The sequence below is a fragment of the Mycobacterium adipatum genome, assembly GCF_001644575.1.
Lineage (GTDB): Bacteria > Actinomycetota > Actinomycetes > Mycobacteriales > Mycobacteriaceae > Mycobacterium > Mycobacterium adipatum.
Window position 1 is genome coordinate 2,415,776 of sequence record NZ_CP015596.1, and the last position, 15,500, is coordinate 2,431,275.

At 66.5% G+C, this 15,500-nt stretch carries 16 protein-coding genes; 8 read left to right on the forward strand and 8 right to left on the reverse strand.

All coding sequences use genetic code 11. The features are described from left to right. Positions 1-16: 16 nt before the first annotated feature. Entirely contained in the window at positions 17-1,294 is a 1,278-nt protein-coding gene (locus A7U43_RS11515) for a cytochrome P450 (protein ID WP_067994967.1), read from the reverse strand. Positions 1,295-1,472: 178 nt separating this feature from the next. On the opposite strand from A7U43_RS11515, the gene A7U43_RS11520 reads away from it, so the two are divergent. Continuing rightward, positions 1,473-2,150 (forward strand): TetR/AcrR family transcriptional regulator, encoded by a 678-nt coding sequence (locus tag A7U43_RS11520; protein ID WP_082902100.1) that lies wholly within the window; start codon positions 1,473-1,475, stop codon positions 2,148-2,150. On the opposite strand, the gene A7U43_RS11525 is transcribed toward A7U43_RS11520, so the two are convergent. From A7U43_RS11525 to A7U43_RS11545, 5 genes are all read right to left on the reverse strand, one after another. After that, positions 2,140-2,418, reverse strand: a complete 279-nt coding sequence (locus tag A7U43_RS11525) for a cytochrome C oxidase subunit IV family protein (RefSeq protein ID WP_067994970.1) — start codon at positions 2,416-2,418, stop codon at positions 2,140-2,142. The two genes, A7U43_RS11520 and A7U43_RS11525, sit on opposite strands and share 11 nt — an antisense overlap. 1 nt (position 2,419) lies before the next feature. Next, a complete protein-coding gene (locus A7U43_RS11530) occupies positions 2,420-2,941 on the reverse strand; it encodes a cytochrome c oxidase subunit 3 (RefSeq protein WP_082902407.1) in 522 nt (173 codons plus the stop codon). 56 nt (positions 2,942-2,997) lie between these two features. After that, positions 2,998-3,714: a hypothetical protein gene (locus A7U43_RS11535; protein ID WP_067994975.1), complete on the reverse strand. Its 717-nt coding sequence runs from the start codon at positions 3,712-3,714 to the stop codon at positions 2,998-3,000. Next, positions 3,711-4,415, reverse strand: a complete 705-nt coding sequence (locus tag A7U43_RS11540; RefSeq protein ID WP_067994978.1) for a hypothetical protein — start codon at positions 4,413-4,415, stop codon at positions 3,711-3,713. The genes A7U43_RS11535 and A7U43_RS11540 overlap by 4 nt, the downstream gene beginning before the upstream one ends. Before the next feature lie 154 nt (positions 4,416-4,569). Beyond that, the gene (locus tag A7U43_RS11545; protein WP_067994980.1) at positions 4,570-5,286 is read right to left on the reverse strand and encodes an enoyl-CoA hydratase/isomerase family protein; all 717 of its coding nucleotides are present in this window, start codon (positions 5,284-5,286) and stop codon (positions 4,570-4,572) included. A gap of 92 nt (positions 5,287-5,378) precedes the next feature. Between A7U43_RS11545 and A7U43_RS11550 the strand changes: the two genes are divergently transcribed. The 6 genes from A7U43_RS11550 (at position 5,379) to A7U43_RS11575 (ending at position 11,931) form a co-directional block, all read left to right on the forward strand. Further along, positions 5,379-6,962, forward strand: a complete 1,584-nt coding sequence (locus A7U43_RS11550; protein ID WP_068002475.1) for an AMP-binding protein — start codon at positions 5,379-5,381, stop codon at positions 6,960-6,962. Between the two features lie 35 nt (positions 6,963-6,997). Further along, on the forward strand, positions 6,998-8,188 hold the full coding sequence (locus tag A7U43_RS11555) for an amidohydrolase family protein (RefSeq protein ID WP_067994983.1): 1,191 nt from the start codon (positions 6,998-7,000) through the stop codon (positions 8,186-8,188). 44 nt (positions 8,189-8,232) lie between these two features. Beyond that, positions 8,233-9,687 carry a FadD3 family acyl-CoA ligase gene (locus A7U43_RS11560; protein ID WP_231963632.1) on the forward strand — a complete coding sequence of 485 codons (1,455 nt, stop codon included), beginning with the start codon at positions 8,233-8,235 and terminating at the stop codon, positions 9,685-9,687. Between the two features lie 131 nt (positions 9,688-9,818). Beyond that, positions 9,819-10,610, forward strand: coding sequence for a hypothetical protein (locus A7U43_RS11565; protein WP_067994988.1), 792 nt, complete (start codon positions 9,819-9,821; stop codon positions 10,608-10,610). Next, positions 10,607-11,245, forward strand: coding sequence for a hypothetical protein (locus A7U43_RS11570; protein ID WP_082902101.1), 639 nt, complete (start codon positions 10,607-10,609; stop codon positions 11,243-11,245). The genes A7U43_RS11565 and A7U43_RS11570 overlap by 4 nt, the downstream gene beginning before the upstream one ends. 59 nt (positions 11,246-11,304) lie before the next feature. Then, positions 11,305-11,931 (forward strand): 2-C-methyl-D-erythritol 4-phosphate cytidylyltransferase, encoded by a 627-nt coding sequence (locus A7U43_RS11575; protein ID WP_068002484.1) that lies wholly within the window; start codon positions 11,305-11,307, stop codon positions 11,929-11,931. Here A7U43_RS11575 and A7U43_RS11580 read toward each other — a convergent pair. Beyond that, a complete protein-coding gene (locus A7U43_RS11580) occupies positions 11,912-12,589 on the reverse strand; it encodes an IspD/TarI family cytidylyltransferase (protein WP_068002481.1) in 678 nt (225 codons plus the stop codon). The two genes, A7U43_RS11575 and A7U43_RS11580, sit on opposite strands and share 20 nt — an antisense overlap. 179 nt (positions 12,590-12,768) lie before the next feature. Here A7U43_RS11580 and A7U43_RS11585 point away from each other — a divergent pair, with 179 nt between their 5' ends. Next, positions 12,769-13,974: a low temperature requirement protein A gene (locus A7U43_RS11585; protein WP_067994991.1), complete on the forward strand. Its 1,206-nt coding sequence runs from the start codon at positions 12,769-12,771 to the stop codon at positions 13,972-13,974. On the opposite strand, the gene A7U43_RS11590 is transcribed toward A7U43_RS11585, so the two are convergent. After that, positions 13,971-15,236, reverse strand: a complete 1,266-nt coding sequence (locus tag A7U43_RS11590) for an MFS transporter (protein WP_067994994.1) — start codon at positions 15,234-15,236, stop codon at positions 13,971-13,973. The genes A7U43_RS11585 and A7U43_RS11590 overlap by 4 nt on opposite strands. Between the last annotated feature and the right edge of the window lie 264 nt (positions 15,237-15,500).

The window sequence follows — 15,500 nt, forward strand, 5'->3', positions numbered from 1 at the left end:
GAAGTGTTGAGGGGGCCTACCGCAGTGGCGTGTAGTTGATGTTGAGCTCGGTCAGTCCGCGCAGCACGAATGTGGGCTCGTAGTTGAAGTTCTGATCGCCGATGGGACCGTGCTTCTCGGGGTCGACGGTGATATCGCCCATCCGGTCCAGGAGCCGTTCGATGGAGACGCGCCCTTCGACCCGTGCCAGCGGTCCACCCGGGCAGGAATGCACGCCGCGGCCGAAGGCCATGTGCTCGCGCACGTTCTTGCGGTCCAGGCGCAATTCGTGCGGATTCTCGAAGCGTTTCGGGTCACGGTTGACCGCGCCCGGGAGCACCATGACCGGCGCGCCCGCCTTGATCAGCACGCCGCCGACCTCGGTTGTCTTGCGGGCCAACCGGAAGTCACATTTCACCGGGCTCTCCAGGCGCAGCGACTCCTCGATGAAGGTCGGGATCAGGCTGCGATCGTCGCGCAGTTGCTGCTGCACCTCGGGATTCTCGGCCAGCACCCTCATCGCGGCGCTGAGCAGCTTGGTGGTGGTCTCCTGGCCGGCGGCGAACAGGAAGGTCGCCGAGCGCACCACCTCGATCACCGGCGGCACCGAATCGTCGGGGTAGAGCGCGGTGGCCAGTGAGGTCAGGACGTCCTCGCGCGGGTTGGCGCGGCGATCCTCCAGGTAGGCGATGAACTTGTCATCGAGGAACTGCAGCGGGTTCTCGTCGACGACCTCCTGCTCCAGTGAGCCCACCCGTGCGCCGGGACGGTCGGCGCCGAGCTTGGTGCGGAACTGCTTGTGGTCCTCCTCGGGCACGCCGAGCAGGTCCGCGATCACCAACAGCGAGAACGGCTTTGCGTACTCGGCGAGGAACTCGCACTTGCCGTTGTCGAGGAACTCGTCGAGCTGGACATCGGCCAGCTTCCACATGAAGTCCTCGTTCTCCTTGAGTCGCCGCGGGGTCAGCAGCCGGTTCAGCAGGGAGCGGGCCTTGGTGTGATCGGGCGGGTCCATCGTGACCATGTGCTCGAACATGGGCAGCAGGTGCCGGTGCGCCTCGAGCTGCTCGGAGATGTCGTCGCCCTCCGGGGTGAAGGGCAGCGGCGGGAAGGGGCCACCCAGGGCGACGGCGTTGGAGAAGGCGTCGGTGTTCTTGTAGACCGCGACGGCTTCCTCATAACCGGTGACGGCGATGCATCCCCACGGGGGTACTTCCAGCACCGGGTTCTGCTCGCGCAGGTAGTCGAAGTACGGGTAGGGGTTGGGAACCAGCGACTGGTCGGTGAGGAAATCCAGGGTCGCGTATTCGCTCATGTGGGTCGATCTCCCGGGCTGTGGGTTGGGGTGAAGGCGATGTCGTGTGGGTGGGATGTGAACCACCGAAAGTGCTGTGCACCTGCTTAGCATGCGGATAGAGTCGTGGTCAAGGTCACAACCGGCGGGTCGCTACGATCCGTTTGAGCAGTTGAGCGAACGTCGAGCAGGGAGCGACATGTCCACAGCGCGCAGGATCGGAGCCCCCGACGCCAAGAACCGGGGCGTCCTTCTCGACGCCGCCGAGGCGCTGATGATCGACGAGAGCTATGCAGCCGTCACGTCGCGGCGGGTCGCCGAGCGGGCCGGGCTGAAACCCCAACTGGTGCACTACTACTTCCGCACGATGGACGAGCTGTTCCTGGCGGTGTTCCGGCGCCGCGCCGAGCAGGGGCTGGTGGTGCTGGAGGCGGCGCTGAAGTCGGCGCAGCCGCTGCGGGCGATCTGGCTGTTCAGCACCGACCCCGAGGCCACCCGACTCACGATGGAATTCATGGGCCTGGCAAACCATCGCAAGGACCTGCGAGCCGAGATCAGCTACTACGCCGAGCGCTTCCGCGAGGAGCAGCGAGTGGCCATGACGGCGGCGCTGCAGCGCTACGGTGTGGATCCCGGCGATGTGCCACCGGTGGTGTGGGCGGTCATCGGCACCAGCCTGTCCTGGGCTCTTGTGATGGAGCAGGCGCTCGGGATGTCCGCCGGACACGCCGAGACCCTGGAGTTCGTCGAGCGTTGGCTGCGTGAGCTCGAGGGGGAGGCTTTGCCGATCGAGGAGATCTTCGGCGACCTGGCGGGCAGCGGTTTCGAGGCGGCAGCCGGCAAGGTGCGCGCGCCGGGAGCGCACGCTACGGAATGATGAGATAGATACCGAGCAGTGCGGCGAAAAGCGTCACCACCCAACCGGTGACGACCACCCGCAGCCAGTTCGGCGCGTGCCGCACCTCCATGAAGTACCAGATCACCAGCTGCGATTTCACCGCGGCGATGGCCAACACGACGACCGTCACCCCCACGTTGAGGACGTGCGCCGAACCGGTGTCGCGGGCCGCCAGCCAGGACACCAGGGTGACCGCGGTGAGCAGCACCCAGGTGATGGTCAGCGGGTTGCGGACATATCGCGCCATGTCAGCGCATCCCGTAGAGCAGAGCGAACAGGACGAGCCACAGCACATCGACCATGTGCCAGTAGGTGGCGCCGGTCTCGACGAACGAAATGTTCTTCCTGGCAGGATCTCTCAGGTTGCGGATCACGAAAGAGAGAATCACCAGGCCCAGCATGACGTGGCACAGGTGCAGACCCGTCATCACGTAGTAGAACATGAAGAACACGTTGGTGCCGGGGGTGACGCCGGCAAGGACCTCCGGAACGTATTCGAACAGTTTCAGGACCGGGAATGCGGCCCCGAGGGTCAACGCAAATCCGATGAGCCGCACTCCATCTGCTGTCTTCTCGGACCGCGCGGCGGAGGTGCCGAGTGCGACGAACAACGAGCTGGTGAGCAAAACCACCGTGTTGGCCGCACCGATGTCGAGGTTCAGCCGAGCCTGACTCTCCAAGAACAGCTCTGGATCTTGGCCGCGGTAGTACATGTACGCCAGGAAGTAGCCGGCGAAGATGATCAGGTCGCCGATGACGAAGAACCACATGCTCGACTCGCCCGGAATGTGGCCGCGGGTCTTGGCTTCTCGTTGCAGGAGATCGGTCACGCGTTCTCCAGCTCGTCGTCGGGCTGGTTCTTGATGGAGCGGTGGATGCAGACGTAGACGATGATCTGCCACGGCACGTAGATCACCATCGCGAACCAGAACGTCATCAGCCCGTTCCAGGCGAAGGGCCCGGATGTGGCGATCCACACCGGTGCGGCCATCAGTTCGGTGACGTACTGCCAGACGGTGTAGTAGCCAAGCCATTTCGGCAACACGCTGTTGGTGTCCAGGATGATGGCCAGGCCGAAGGCAAGCCACATCACGCAGAAACAGCCCAGCGAGCCGATGTAGGCGAGATATCCGAAGTCGTAGAGCATGGCCAGAACCGACGGGTCGTAACCAGTGCGGAATGCCCCGAGGCCGAAGCAGAACATCGGGAACAGCATGCCGACGATGGCACCGGACATCGAGCCGACCATCAGCGAATAGCGGAACACCGGACTCACCGACATGCGTTTGATCTGGATGAGGTACACCGCGTTGGACAATGGTGCCAGCCCGAAACAGAGCGTCAGGATGGCGCAGGCGACCAGCAGGCTGTCCGACTGCATGAAGTCGACGATCTGCGGTGGTGAACTGCTCGGTGAGCGCGGCGGCATCATCCCGCTCAGTGGGACGAAAACGATGCCGAACAGGGTGAAGAAGAACGGCACCGTCGCGAAGGCGAGCCACTGGTCGAGCTTGGGGCGGCGGCGCGCCGGCGCGAGGATCACACCAACACCGCCTGCTCGCTGCCCTGGCGGTTCACGGCCCGCAGGACAACCGGGAACATCACCACCAGGTAGGTCGCGAGCACCACGATCCGCAGGGTGAAGGACGCCGAACCATCCCAGGCCAAGGGGCCGGTCTTGAACAGCACCGAGAACGCTCCGGGGGCCAAGAGCAGGGCGGCCGCCACATTGAAATGCGCCACCCACCGAGGAAAGATCGGCTGGGAGCGTTCGTCGAGATAGATGCTCGCCGCGAAGCAGAGGTTCTGCACCACGATGGTGCCGACCGGTGCGATGAAGAAGAACCACGCCATATCGTTGAGCAAGCTGATCAATTGCGGATCGCGGTCGGGTCGGAAAGCGGCCACCCCCCAGCAGTAATCGGCGAGGATGAGCGCGGTGGTGCCGGTCCCGACACAGATGATGTACGCGTAACTGAAGACGCTGCTCGAGGTGGCAGTGCGGGAGATCTGCACGGCGATCACCGCGAACAGTGGTACCAGCGATCCGGCGATCAGGTTGCACAGGATCACCACCCCGAGGATGGCGGTGTGGTGCTCCCGGAAGAACGCGGCAACCTGCTCCGGTGTCATCGTCGGCGACAACGGCGGAGCGAACACCGGGAAGAGCACGAAGGCGAGCGTGAACAGGGCCATGGCCGGGGGCGCCGTCCACAGCAGAATGCGTTGACCCCGGGTGTTCATCGGTACCTGCCCATCGCCTGGCTGCTAGCCGTTCGGCTATCCAGCGTGATGTCACAGTAGCCGATCGGCTAGTTCGCCTCAAGGCCCCATGCGCCAATGGTCACTTGGACCCGGGCTGCGCCGCGATGGTGCGTCAAGTAGCCTCTGGCCCAGTCTATTTCGCCTTGTTCATCACCTTGTCGGCGGCGTCCCAGTGTTCCTGGGAGACCCAGAGCCTCGCGAACGCCGTCACGGCCTCGGTGGTCGTGGCGCCGTTGATCACCCGCTTGATCTCGCCGGCTGGGCGGCGCGCCAGCAGCTGCGCAGTCTCACGCCAGGTGTCGGCGAATGTGGCGCGTGGCACCACCTGGTCGATCAGGCCGACCCGCTCGGCCGTCGCGGCATCCAGCACGCGTCCGGTGCCGGCCAACAGCAGCGCCTGACTGCGACCGACGAGTGCGCCGAGGCGCTCCGCACCGCCCCAGGCCGGCATGATCGCCAGCGAGATCTGATTGAACCCGATCCTGATGTCATCGGCGGCGATCCGGATGTCGGCGGCCACGGCCACCTCGGCACCGCCTCCGAGCGCATGTCCGTTGAGCGCGGCGATCACCGGCCCGGGGAACCCCGCGATGCGATCGCAGATGGTGCGCATCCGCCAGGCCATCTCGGCCGCCTCCAGTTCGGTGCGCAGCAACGCAAGTTCCTTGAGGTCGCCCCCGGACACGAACGCCTTGTCGCCGGCGCCGGTGATCGCGAGCGCGCGGGCGCCGGCCGCGCCGTCCAGGGCCGCGTTCAGCGCGTCCATCGTGTCCAGCGAGATGGCATTGCGGGCGTGGGGACGGTCGATGGTGATGACCGCCAGTTCGCCGTCCAATTCAAGGTCGACCATCAAGCATTCTCCAATTTCGGTATTGGCATTCTCGGCGAGTGAGAATAGCATCGCCAGCATCTGCCCGGCCTCCCGGAGGTGCTGTCATTTCGATTCGAAAAATCCCTGCTGAGCTGAGTGAACGGTACGTGGAGCAGGGGTGGTGGACGCCGGAAACGCTCGGTCAGTTGCTGGCCGACGGGTTGCGGGCCAGCCCGGACACCGGTTTCGTCGTGCACTCCGCGACCCGGCCCTTTTCTGGCACGTTCGGTGACGTCGAGCGTGGCGCGCGTCGGCTGGCCGCCGGGCTGCACGAACGCGGGGTGCGGGCCGGCGATGTGGTCGCCTTGCAGTTGCCGAATTGGATGGAGGCCGCGGTCGCCTTCTGGGCCTCGGCCTTCCTCGGTGCGGTGACCGTCCCGATCGTGCACTTCTACGGCCGCAAGGAGCTGGCCCACATCATCGCCACCGCCAAGCCGAAGGTGTTCATCAGCACCGCGGCATTCGGCCGGATGAGCTATCACCCCGACCTGTGTGCCCAGGTGCCGATCGTCGGATTGGTCGGCGCCGCCGGTGACCTGGCATTCGAGCGGCTGCTGGCCGACGAGCCGATGGCCGGCACGGTCGATGCCGACCCGGCCGCGCCCGCGCTCATCGCGTTCACCTCCGGAACCACCCGGGAGCCCAAGGGGGTCATCCACAGTCATCAGACGTTGAACTGCGAGACGCGCCAGCTGCTGGCCAACTATCCGCCCGGGCGCGGGCGCCAGCTGACCGCCACCCCGGTCGGACACTTCATCGGCATGCTCGGGGCGTTCCTGATCCCGGTGCTGGAAGGTGCGCCCATCGACCTGTGCGATGTGTGGGATCCGGGCCGCGTGCTCGAGATCATCGAGCGCGACGGGTTGTCGATCGGTGGAGGTCCGCCGTACTTCGTCACCAGCCTGATGGACCATCCGGACTTCAGCGACGCGCATCTGGCCAAGTTCTCCACCGTCGGACTCGGCGGCTCGACGGTCCCGTCGGCGGTCACCCGGCGGCTGGCCGACCTGGGTCTTTTCGTTTTCCGCTCGTACGGCAGCACCGAACATCCCTCGATCACGGGATCGGGGGTCGGCGCGCCGGAGGACAAGCGCCTGTTCACCGACGGCAGTGTTCGGCCGGGCGTCGAGATCCGGCTCGGGCCCGATGGCGAGATCTTCAGCCGCGGCCCCGACCTGTGTCTGGGCTATACCGATGCGGAGTTGACCGCGAAGTCCTTCGATGACGAGGGCTGGTACCGGACCGGCGATATCGGGGTGCTGGACGAGGACGGCTATCTCACCATCACCGATCGCACCGCGGACCTCATCATCCGCGGCGGTGAGAACATCAGCGCTCTCGAGGTCGAGGAGGTGTTGCTCACCATGCCCGCGGTGGTGGAGGCCGTCGTGGTGGCGGCTCCGGACGAGCGGCTCGGCGAGCACGTCGCGGCGGTGCTGCGGATCCGGCCCGGCGCGGTGATGCCGACTCCCGAGCAGGTGCGCGCCCACTTCGAGCAGGCCGGTGTGGCCCGGCAGAAGTGGCCCGAGGAGTTGCGTCAGGTGCCCGAGGGCCAGGACTTTCCACGGACCGCCAGCGGCAAGGTGCAGAAGTTTCGGGTACGGCAGGAGATCGCCGCGGCCGCACCCGGAGGCGTTGCCACATCCCGCACATGAGAATATGATTCTCACTAACCGAAAAGGAGCATCTCATGGGTCAACTGTCGCATCGGGTCGACATACCGTTTCCGCTGTTCGATGCGGACAACCACCTCTACGAGCCTCCGGAGGCCATGACCAAGTACCTCCCCAAGGAGTACAAGGACATCGTCCAGTACGTAGAGGTCAACGGCCGCACCAAGATTGCGCTCAAGGGTCAGATCAGCAACTACATCCCGAACCCCACCTTCTCGGTCGTGGCCAAGCCCGGCGCCTGGGAGGAGTACTTCAAGTTCGGTAACCCGGACGGCAAGAGCAAGCGGGAACTGTTCGGCGAGCCGATGAAGGCCATTCCTGCGTTCTTCGAGCCCGAACCGCGCATCAAGGTGATGGACGAGCTGGGCGTCGACCGAAGCCTGATGTTCCCGACGCTGGCCAGCCTCATCGAGGAGCGGCTCTCCGATGACCCGGTGGCCATCCACGTCATCGTGCATGCGCTCAACGAGTGGCTGCACGAGGTCTGGGGTTTCAACTACCAGAACCGGATCTTCACCACCCCGGTGATCACCCTGCCGATCGTCGAGAAGGCGATCGAGGAGCTGGAGTGGGCGGTCAAGCGTGGGGCCCGCGCCATCCTGATCCGTCCCGCGCCGGTGCCCGGGTTCCGCGGACCCCGGTCGTTCGCGCTACCGGAGTTCGATCCGTTCTGGGAGCGTGTCGTGCACCACGACATCTTCGTGGGCATGCACTCCAGCGACAGCGGCTACTCGCGCTACACCTCCGAATGGGATGGTGCCGCGCAGGAGATGCTGCCGTTCCAGACCAACGCGATGTCGATCCTCAACGAGTGGCGTCCGATCCAGGACGCGGTGGCCTCCTGGGTCATCCACGGTGCGCTGTTCCGCTTCCCGACGCTGAAGGTCGGCATCGTCGAGGCAGGGTCCAAATGGATGTTCCCGCTGCTGGATTCGATGGCCGAGGTGTACAAGAAGGCGCCGGAGGCGTTCCTCGGTAATCCGATGGAAGAGATCAAGAACCGCATCTATGTCAGCCCGTTCTACGAGGAGGGCATCGACGATCTGATCAACCTGGTCGGCGTCGATCAGGTGCTCTACGGCTCGGACTGGCCGCACCCGGAGGGCCTGGCGGAGCCGACCCACTACATCACGGCCCTCGAGCATCTCGCGCTGGAGGACCAGGCCAAGATCATGGGCGGCAACCTCGGGCGTCTGGTCACCACATAGTTCCGCGAGTGACCTACCACCCCAGGTGGCAGACCATCCCGGAGATGGTCTGCAGCGTCGGCGACCGTTTCGGTGATTCCGAAGCGGTCGTCGACGGGCCGCTGAGGATCAGTTATGTCGAACTGGCGCACCGTGTTCGATGTGCTGCCGGCGCGTTCGCCGAGTTCGGGATCGGCAGAGGTGATCGGGTTGCGATCTGGGCCCCCAACTCGGCGGCGTGGCTGATCGCGGCCTTCGGCCTGGTCACCGCCGGCGGCGTACTCGTGCCGGTGAATACCCGGTTCAAGGCCGAAGAGGCCGCCGACATCATCACCCGCAGCGGCGCGAAGGCCGTCCTGGTCCAAAATGGTTTTCTGGGACAGGATTTCAGCGTGCCCGAGGGCTTTCCGGCGATCGAGATCACCTCGGACTTCCTGAGCAGTGGCCGGCCCTACGAAGCGCGGGGCCTGCTCGGCACGGACATCGCCGATGTCATCTACACCTCCGGTACCACCGGCCGGGCCAAGGGCGTGATGATGAATCACGAACAGACACTGCGGCTCTACAGCGAGTGGTGCGATCTCGCCGACCTGCGCCAGGGTGACCGGTACCTGATCGTCAACCCGTTCTTCCACACCTTCGGCTACAAGGCCGGATGCATCGCCTCGCTGATCCGGGGCGCCACCATCCTGCCGGTTGCGGTGTTCGACGTGCCCGCCGTGGTCGATCTGGTCGAATCCGAACGGATCACGATGCTGCCGGGAGCGCCGACGCTGTATCACTCGCTGCTGGCGGTGCCCGACAAGCATCGGCTGGCGACCCTGCGCGCCGGGGTCACCGGGGCCGCCGACATCCCGGTGGAACTCATCCGTCGGGTGCACGAGGAGTTGCCGTTCCAGACCCTGGCCACCGGATACGGACTGACCGAGGCCGGCACGGTCACGTTGTCGCGCCCCGGCGACTCGTTCACCGATATTGCCACCACCGCGGGCAAGCCCTGTGACGGTGTCGAGGTGCGGATCGCCTCCGACGGTGAAGTGCTGGTGCGGGGCTACACCGTGATGCAGGGTTATCTGGACGACCCGGTGGCCACCGCGGAAACGATCGATCCCGACGGCTGGCTGCACACCGGAGATCTCGGCACCCTCGATGAGGCCGGGCGGCTCACGATCGTCGGCCGCAAGAAGGACATGTTCATCGTCGGCGGCTTCAACGCCTACCCCGCCGAGATCGAGGGCTTCCTGCTCGAGCATCCGGCGGTGCGCCAGGCCGCGGTCATCGGTGTTCCCGACGAACGGATGGGCCAGGTCGGCAAGGCCTTCGTGGTGTTGCACCCCGAGGCGAAGGAAGCGACGGGGGAAAGCGGCGGGGGCGGCGTGAGCGCGCCGGAACTCATTTCCTGGAGTCGGGAGCGCATGGCCGGGTATAAGGTGCCGCGGTACGTAGAGTTTCTGGATGAACTGCCCCTGAACGCCACCGGCAAAGTCATGAAGGACCGCCTTCAGGGCCTGGCGCGCTGAGCGGACGCACAGCGCGGAAATAACATTTCCGCAGGAAAACGGTCATGTCTGGACGCGCTGGCGATGCGGTATCGTCGAGGGATCAGCAAAATCTGATAATGCCATTCTCATTATTGGCACAGGAGGTCACGATGCCGACGTTCAAGCGCGGGAAAGCTACGCCGGACGCCGATGAGGCGGACGTCGCGGAGCTGTCCGCCGAGGAGGCGGAGGCGCTGGCCGCGGCGGCCGAGGCCGAGGCGGCCGCAGCGCGGGCCCGTGCCAATGTGCTGAAGGTGCAGCAGGCCAAAGTCGAACGGGAAGCCGAACGGGAAACCGAGGTACACGACGAGGTGTCCGGGGCCGAGGACGAGGTCGCCGAGAAGGACACCGGGGACACCGGTGCCGCGGGGGACTCCGCACCGCTGACGCCCGCCGCGCCTCGCCGCAGACGACTCGCGACCGCCGCCAGATACGCCGCGGTGTGCCTGGCGGTCATCGCCATCGCGGCGTTGGCCAGTACGAGTGCCTGGATCGTGGTCAAGCACCGTCAAGCCGAACATCAGCGCGACCTCGCCGCGCAGTTCTCGGCCGCCGCACGTCAGGGTGTGGTGTCGTTGATGTCGTTGGATTTCAACCGCGCCAAGGACGATGTGCAGCGCATCGTCGACAACTCGACCGGCCAGTTCCGCGAGGATTTCCAGGCCCAGGCCGAGGAGTTCGCCAAGGTTGCCGAATCATCGAAGGTCGTCACCGAGGCGAACGTCACCGCGACCGCCGTGCAGACAATGACCGAGGACACCGCCGACGTGCTCGTCGCGGCCGCGTCGACCATTACCAACGCGCAGGGCGCGAAGGACGACCCCCGCAGCTGGCGGCTCATCGTGAGCATGGCCCGCGACGGTGACCAAATCAAGATGGCGAAAGTCGAGTTTGCGCCGTGACCGTGAAGAACGACGAAGAGCTGTTGACCGCTGAGGCAGTCGACACCGTGGACAGCCCGGACGACGCCGAGGCGAGCGCCGAGCCGACGACGGTGGCGGCCACACCACCGGATCGGCCCGCCGGACCCCTGCGCCGGGTGTTGCAGGGCGCTGCACGTTTCTGGGTTGTCATCGTGTTGATCACCGCTCTGGCGGTGACCGGGGGTGTGACCGCGTGGTTGTACGTCAACCAGTACCGGCCCGACCAGGCCACCGGAAGTGCCGCTGCCGACTCGGCACTCAACGCCGCCAAGGACGGAACCGTTGCGTTGCTGTCGTATTCGCCGGAGACTCTCAACGAGGACTTCACCAACGCCAAGACACACCTGACCGGTGATTTCCTGAATTACTACAACCAGTTCACCGAGCAGATCGTCACGCCCGCGGCCACCAAGAAATCGGTCAAGACGACGGCGGCGATCGTGAACGCCGCGGTGGCCGAGCTGCATCCGGAATCGGCCGTGGTGCTGGTGTTCCTCAATCAAACCACCACCAGCACCGAGAACCCGGACGGATCCTTTTCCACCAGTGCGGTCAAGGTCGGGCTGACGAAGGTGGGCGACGCCTGGCTGATCTCGTCCTTCGACCCGGTGTAGCGGTCCCGGCGGCGGTGCCCCAGGCGACCTCGATCGGCCGTGCCGATACATTGACCGCGGTGACCATCTCAGCGATCCTGCCGCTGCCGGCCTCGGTGGCAAGCAACCGGGCTTCGGTGCTCACCCCGGTCGAGGGCGAGTCCGCACTGGTGCGGATCGTGCGCGCACTGGCCCCGGCGGTCACCGAGGTGCTGGTGACCTCCGATGATGCGCTGATCGATGATGTTCGCGCGGGCCTGGCCGGTGTGTCGGCGCGGGTCATCGCGGCCGGCGTGAACGCGAGCACCGCAGACTGTCTGACGGCAGCCACGGGTCACCTTCGGACCGGCGCCGCCACACATGTGCTGGTGGCCGACCACCGCCATCCGGTGATGTCGCGTGACCTGATCGACCGCGTCATCACCGCCCTGTCGGACGGCGCGGCGGTGGTGGTCCCGGTGCTGCCGGTCACCGACACCGTGAAACAGGTTGACGAGCAAGGGGTTATCCAGTCCACCGTGGACCGTTCGGAGCTCGCGATCACCCAGTACCCCTACGGCGCCGCGGTCCCGCGGCTGGGCGATCTGCGCACCGTTCTGAACGCCGGAGCCGAGCTGGTGCGCGTCGCCGGGGACGCCGACGCGATCCCGTTCGACCTGCCGGCAGATGCCGCGCTGCTGGCCGCGGTCATCGCCTGTCGGCGTTGACCGTCGCGGCCAGCAGATGCTCGGCCAGTCGGATGTCCGGAGGATAGGTGACTTTGAGATTGCTTGCGGCACCGCCGAACACCCGCACCTCGACATCGGTGAAATGTTGGACGCACGCCGAGGTGTCGGTGCCGTCGAAACCCTGGGCCTCGGCGCGGCGATAGGCCTCGAGCAACGGTCCGGCCCGGAAGGCCTGCGGTGTCTGGACCCGGACCAGGCGTCCGGTCAGGGGCTCCAACCCGCCGTCGGGTAGCGGCCGGGCCAGGCCCGAGGCGGGCAGCGCGGGCACGGCACCGCCATAGGCGCGGGCAGTATCCAGTGCGGTTCGCATCAGGTCCGGGCCGGCCAAGGGTCGGGCGGCGTCGTGGATGAGCACGACGTCCACGGCCCCGCTCTCGATATCGGCACACAGGTGGCCCAACACGTTGAACTCCGAATCGTGGCGACTCTCGCCGCCCTCGACGAGTTCGACCGCGATACCGGGCAGGTCCTCGTGCAGCGCGCGAGCCGCCACGTCCCGCTCACCGCGTCGGTACACCAGAATCACCCGGTCGATTCCGGCGGTCTCGGCCACTGCCCGCACCGACCAGGACAGCATCGACGCGCCGGCCAGCCTCAGGTAGGCCTTGTTGCCGTCGGCGCCGACCCGTGAGCCCATCCCGGCGGCGAGCACCACGCCGACCGCGGCGCGGGGACCGGACACAGTGGACACCCGCTCACGCTAGCCTGTGCGGTCGGTGAACCGGTGCAGGCCGGAACCATCGGGGAGAGGATGATCGGGTGAGCGTTTCCACACCACCGCCTTCGGGTCCCGCCGCGGCGCACCGCCTTCGGCGGATGTCGGGCCGTGACCCGCATGAGCCGCACCGCACCGCCACCCCGCTGGAACTGCTCTTCGATCTCACCTTCGTGGTCGCGTTCGGCGTCGCGGCATCGGAGTTCGCCCACGCGATGGCCGCCGGTCATGTCGGGGCGGGACTGGCGGGCTTCGGATTCGCGATCTTTGCGGTCTGCTGGGCCTGGATCAACTTCACCTGGTTCGCCTCCGCCTACGACACCGACGACTGGGTGTACCGGCTGATGACGATGGTCCAGATGGTGGGCGTGCTGATCCTGGCCCTCGGCGTCCCGGACCTGTACGCCTCGCTGGAGCACGGCGGGCATGTCGACAACGCGGTGATCGTGGCCGGGTACGTCGTGATGCGGGTCGCGATGGTGGGGCAGTGGCTGCGGGCGGCCCGACAGGATCCGGCCCGGCGCAGCACCTGCCTGACCTATGTCGCGGCCATCGCGGTTGCCCAGGTGGGTTGGATCGCCGCGATCTTCGTGCACACCTCGCTCGCGGTCACGTTCGGCATCGTGGTGGCGTTGATCGGTGTCGAGATGCTCGGACCCTTCCTTGCCGAGCGCCGGGCCGGCGGCACCCCGTGGCACGCCCACCACATCGCCGAACGCTACGGACTGATGGCGATCATCGCGCTGGGCGAGGGCGTGGTCGGCACGGTGGCGACCTTGTCGGCGGTGGTCCACGACCAAGGCTGGACCACCGACGCGGTCCTGGTCGCGCTGGCCGGCACCGGGCTGACCTTCGGCATGTGGTGGCTGTTCTTCATGGTGCCCTCGGCGCAGTTGCTGCATGCGCACCGCGAAACCTCGTTCTGGTTCGGCTATCTGGCGATCCTGCTGTTCGGTGCGATCGTCGCCACCGGCGCCGGTCTGCACGTGGCGGCCTACTACCTCGAGGAGCACTCGGTGCTGAGTTCGCAGGCAACGGTGCTGTCGGTGGCGATACCGGTCGGGGCCTACATCGCGGTGATCTATCTGCTGCACGCGCTGCTGCTGCGCAGCGTGAACGCGGTCCACCTCATGTTGGCCGTGCTGACCGTGGCGGTCCTGGTGGGTGCGGTGGTGCTGGCCCTGTCCGGTGTGTCGATGGCACTGTGCCTGCTGGTCGCGTCGGCGGCGCCGATGGTGGCGGTGATCGGCGATGAGTGGGTGGGTCACCGGCACACCGCGGCCAAGCTGGCCGCCCGGATCGGCTAGCCGCGCGCCGGTTCGAAGGTCTCCAGCAGGGACCGTTCCTGCTCGGCCTTCATCAGTCGCCGGGCCTTGCGCCGAGTGACCAGAATGCCGATGACGGCCAGCACCCAGACGATGTACTGCAGCGTCCAGGCGTGCCGGAACGACTCGACGGAGTATCCGCCCTCGTGGTCGAGGACCCAGCCCATCGCCTGCATCAGCAGCAGGGAGGCCAGGAAGCCGCCCATGTTGACGAAGCCCTGCGCGGTGCCCAGGGTGGCGCTCGGATTGAACGTGCGGGCGAAATCGAAGCCCACCATCGAGCCGGGTCCACCGACGGAGATGATGACGACGAGCACGACGAGCAGCCACAGCGGCGCCTGGCCAGGCAGGGCCAGCACGATCGTCCAGATCAACGCATTGCTGCCGATGATGGCCAGGACCATCAGCGAGCGCTTGTGTGGGTAGCGGCCGGTCAGGACGCCGAGCACGATGCCGGCGGAGATCGCGGTCACGACCGAGATGGTGAGCAGCATGCCGGCCACCGCACGGGTCTGGCCCTGGGCGGCGGTGACGTAGGGGACACCCCACATCAGGGCGAAGGCGGTGACCGAGAACTGGGTGCCCATATGGGTGAAGAACCCGAGCCGGGTGCCCGGACGCATCCACACCGTGCGCAGGCTGGTCATGGTGTCTCGCACCGTCATGGTCTCGGTGGTCACGAGCCGGCCGGACGGCGTGTTCTGCAACAGGGCGGCCGCGAGCACCATGGTGAGCACGCCGAACGCGGTGACCGACAGGTACGCCGATGTCCAGCCGCTGACCCCCAGCAACGCCAGGAACGGCACCGCGGAAAGCACCTGCCCGAGTTGGCCGCTGATCCCGGTGAGCTGCGTCAGCAGCGGCACCCGCTTGGCGGGGAACCAGTGGGGCACCAGCCGCAGCACGGAGATGAAGGTGACGGCGTCACCGAGCCCGACGACAGCACGTGCGGCCAGGGCCATCGGCAGTGAGTCGGTGAGCGCGATGGCGAGTTGTCCGGTGACCATCAGCGCGGCGCCGGAAACGATCAGCAGCTTGGAGCCGTAGCGGTCCAGCAGCACGCCGGCGGGGACCTGGGCGCCGGCGTACACGATGATCTGCAGCACCACGAATGTCGACAGCACGCTGGGCCCCGCGTGGAAGCGGTCGCCGGCCTCCAGGCCGGACACGCCCAGAGTGGTCCGGTTGAGCACCGCCACCACGTATGCCAGGAGTCCGGTGGCCCAGATGATCCAGGGACGCACGCGGACCTCTTTCGGTGATGTCGGGAAGGGTTGCCCGGCAATCGTCCCAAATTCGTGGGATGAATCTCCAGTTATTTATGGTGAGATCCCTCACCGATATTGCTGGATGCGGTATCTGAACAGTCCGTCGCGCATCGGTCCGGTAGCTGGGCGGCGGGATCGGCCCGACGAACAACCTGATGCGGGCGGCTGTCGATCCGCCCAAGGGTCACCGCGCGGCAGGCGGGGCACCACGCAGCGGCCCGGGCGGGGAGGCTGGCGGGG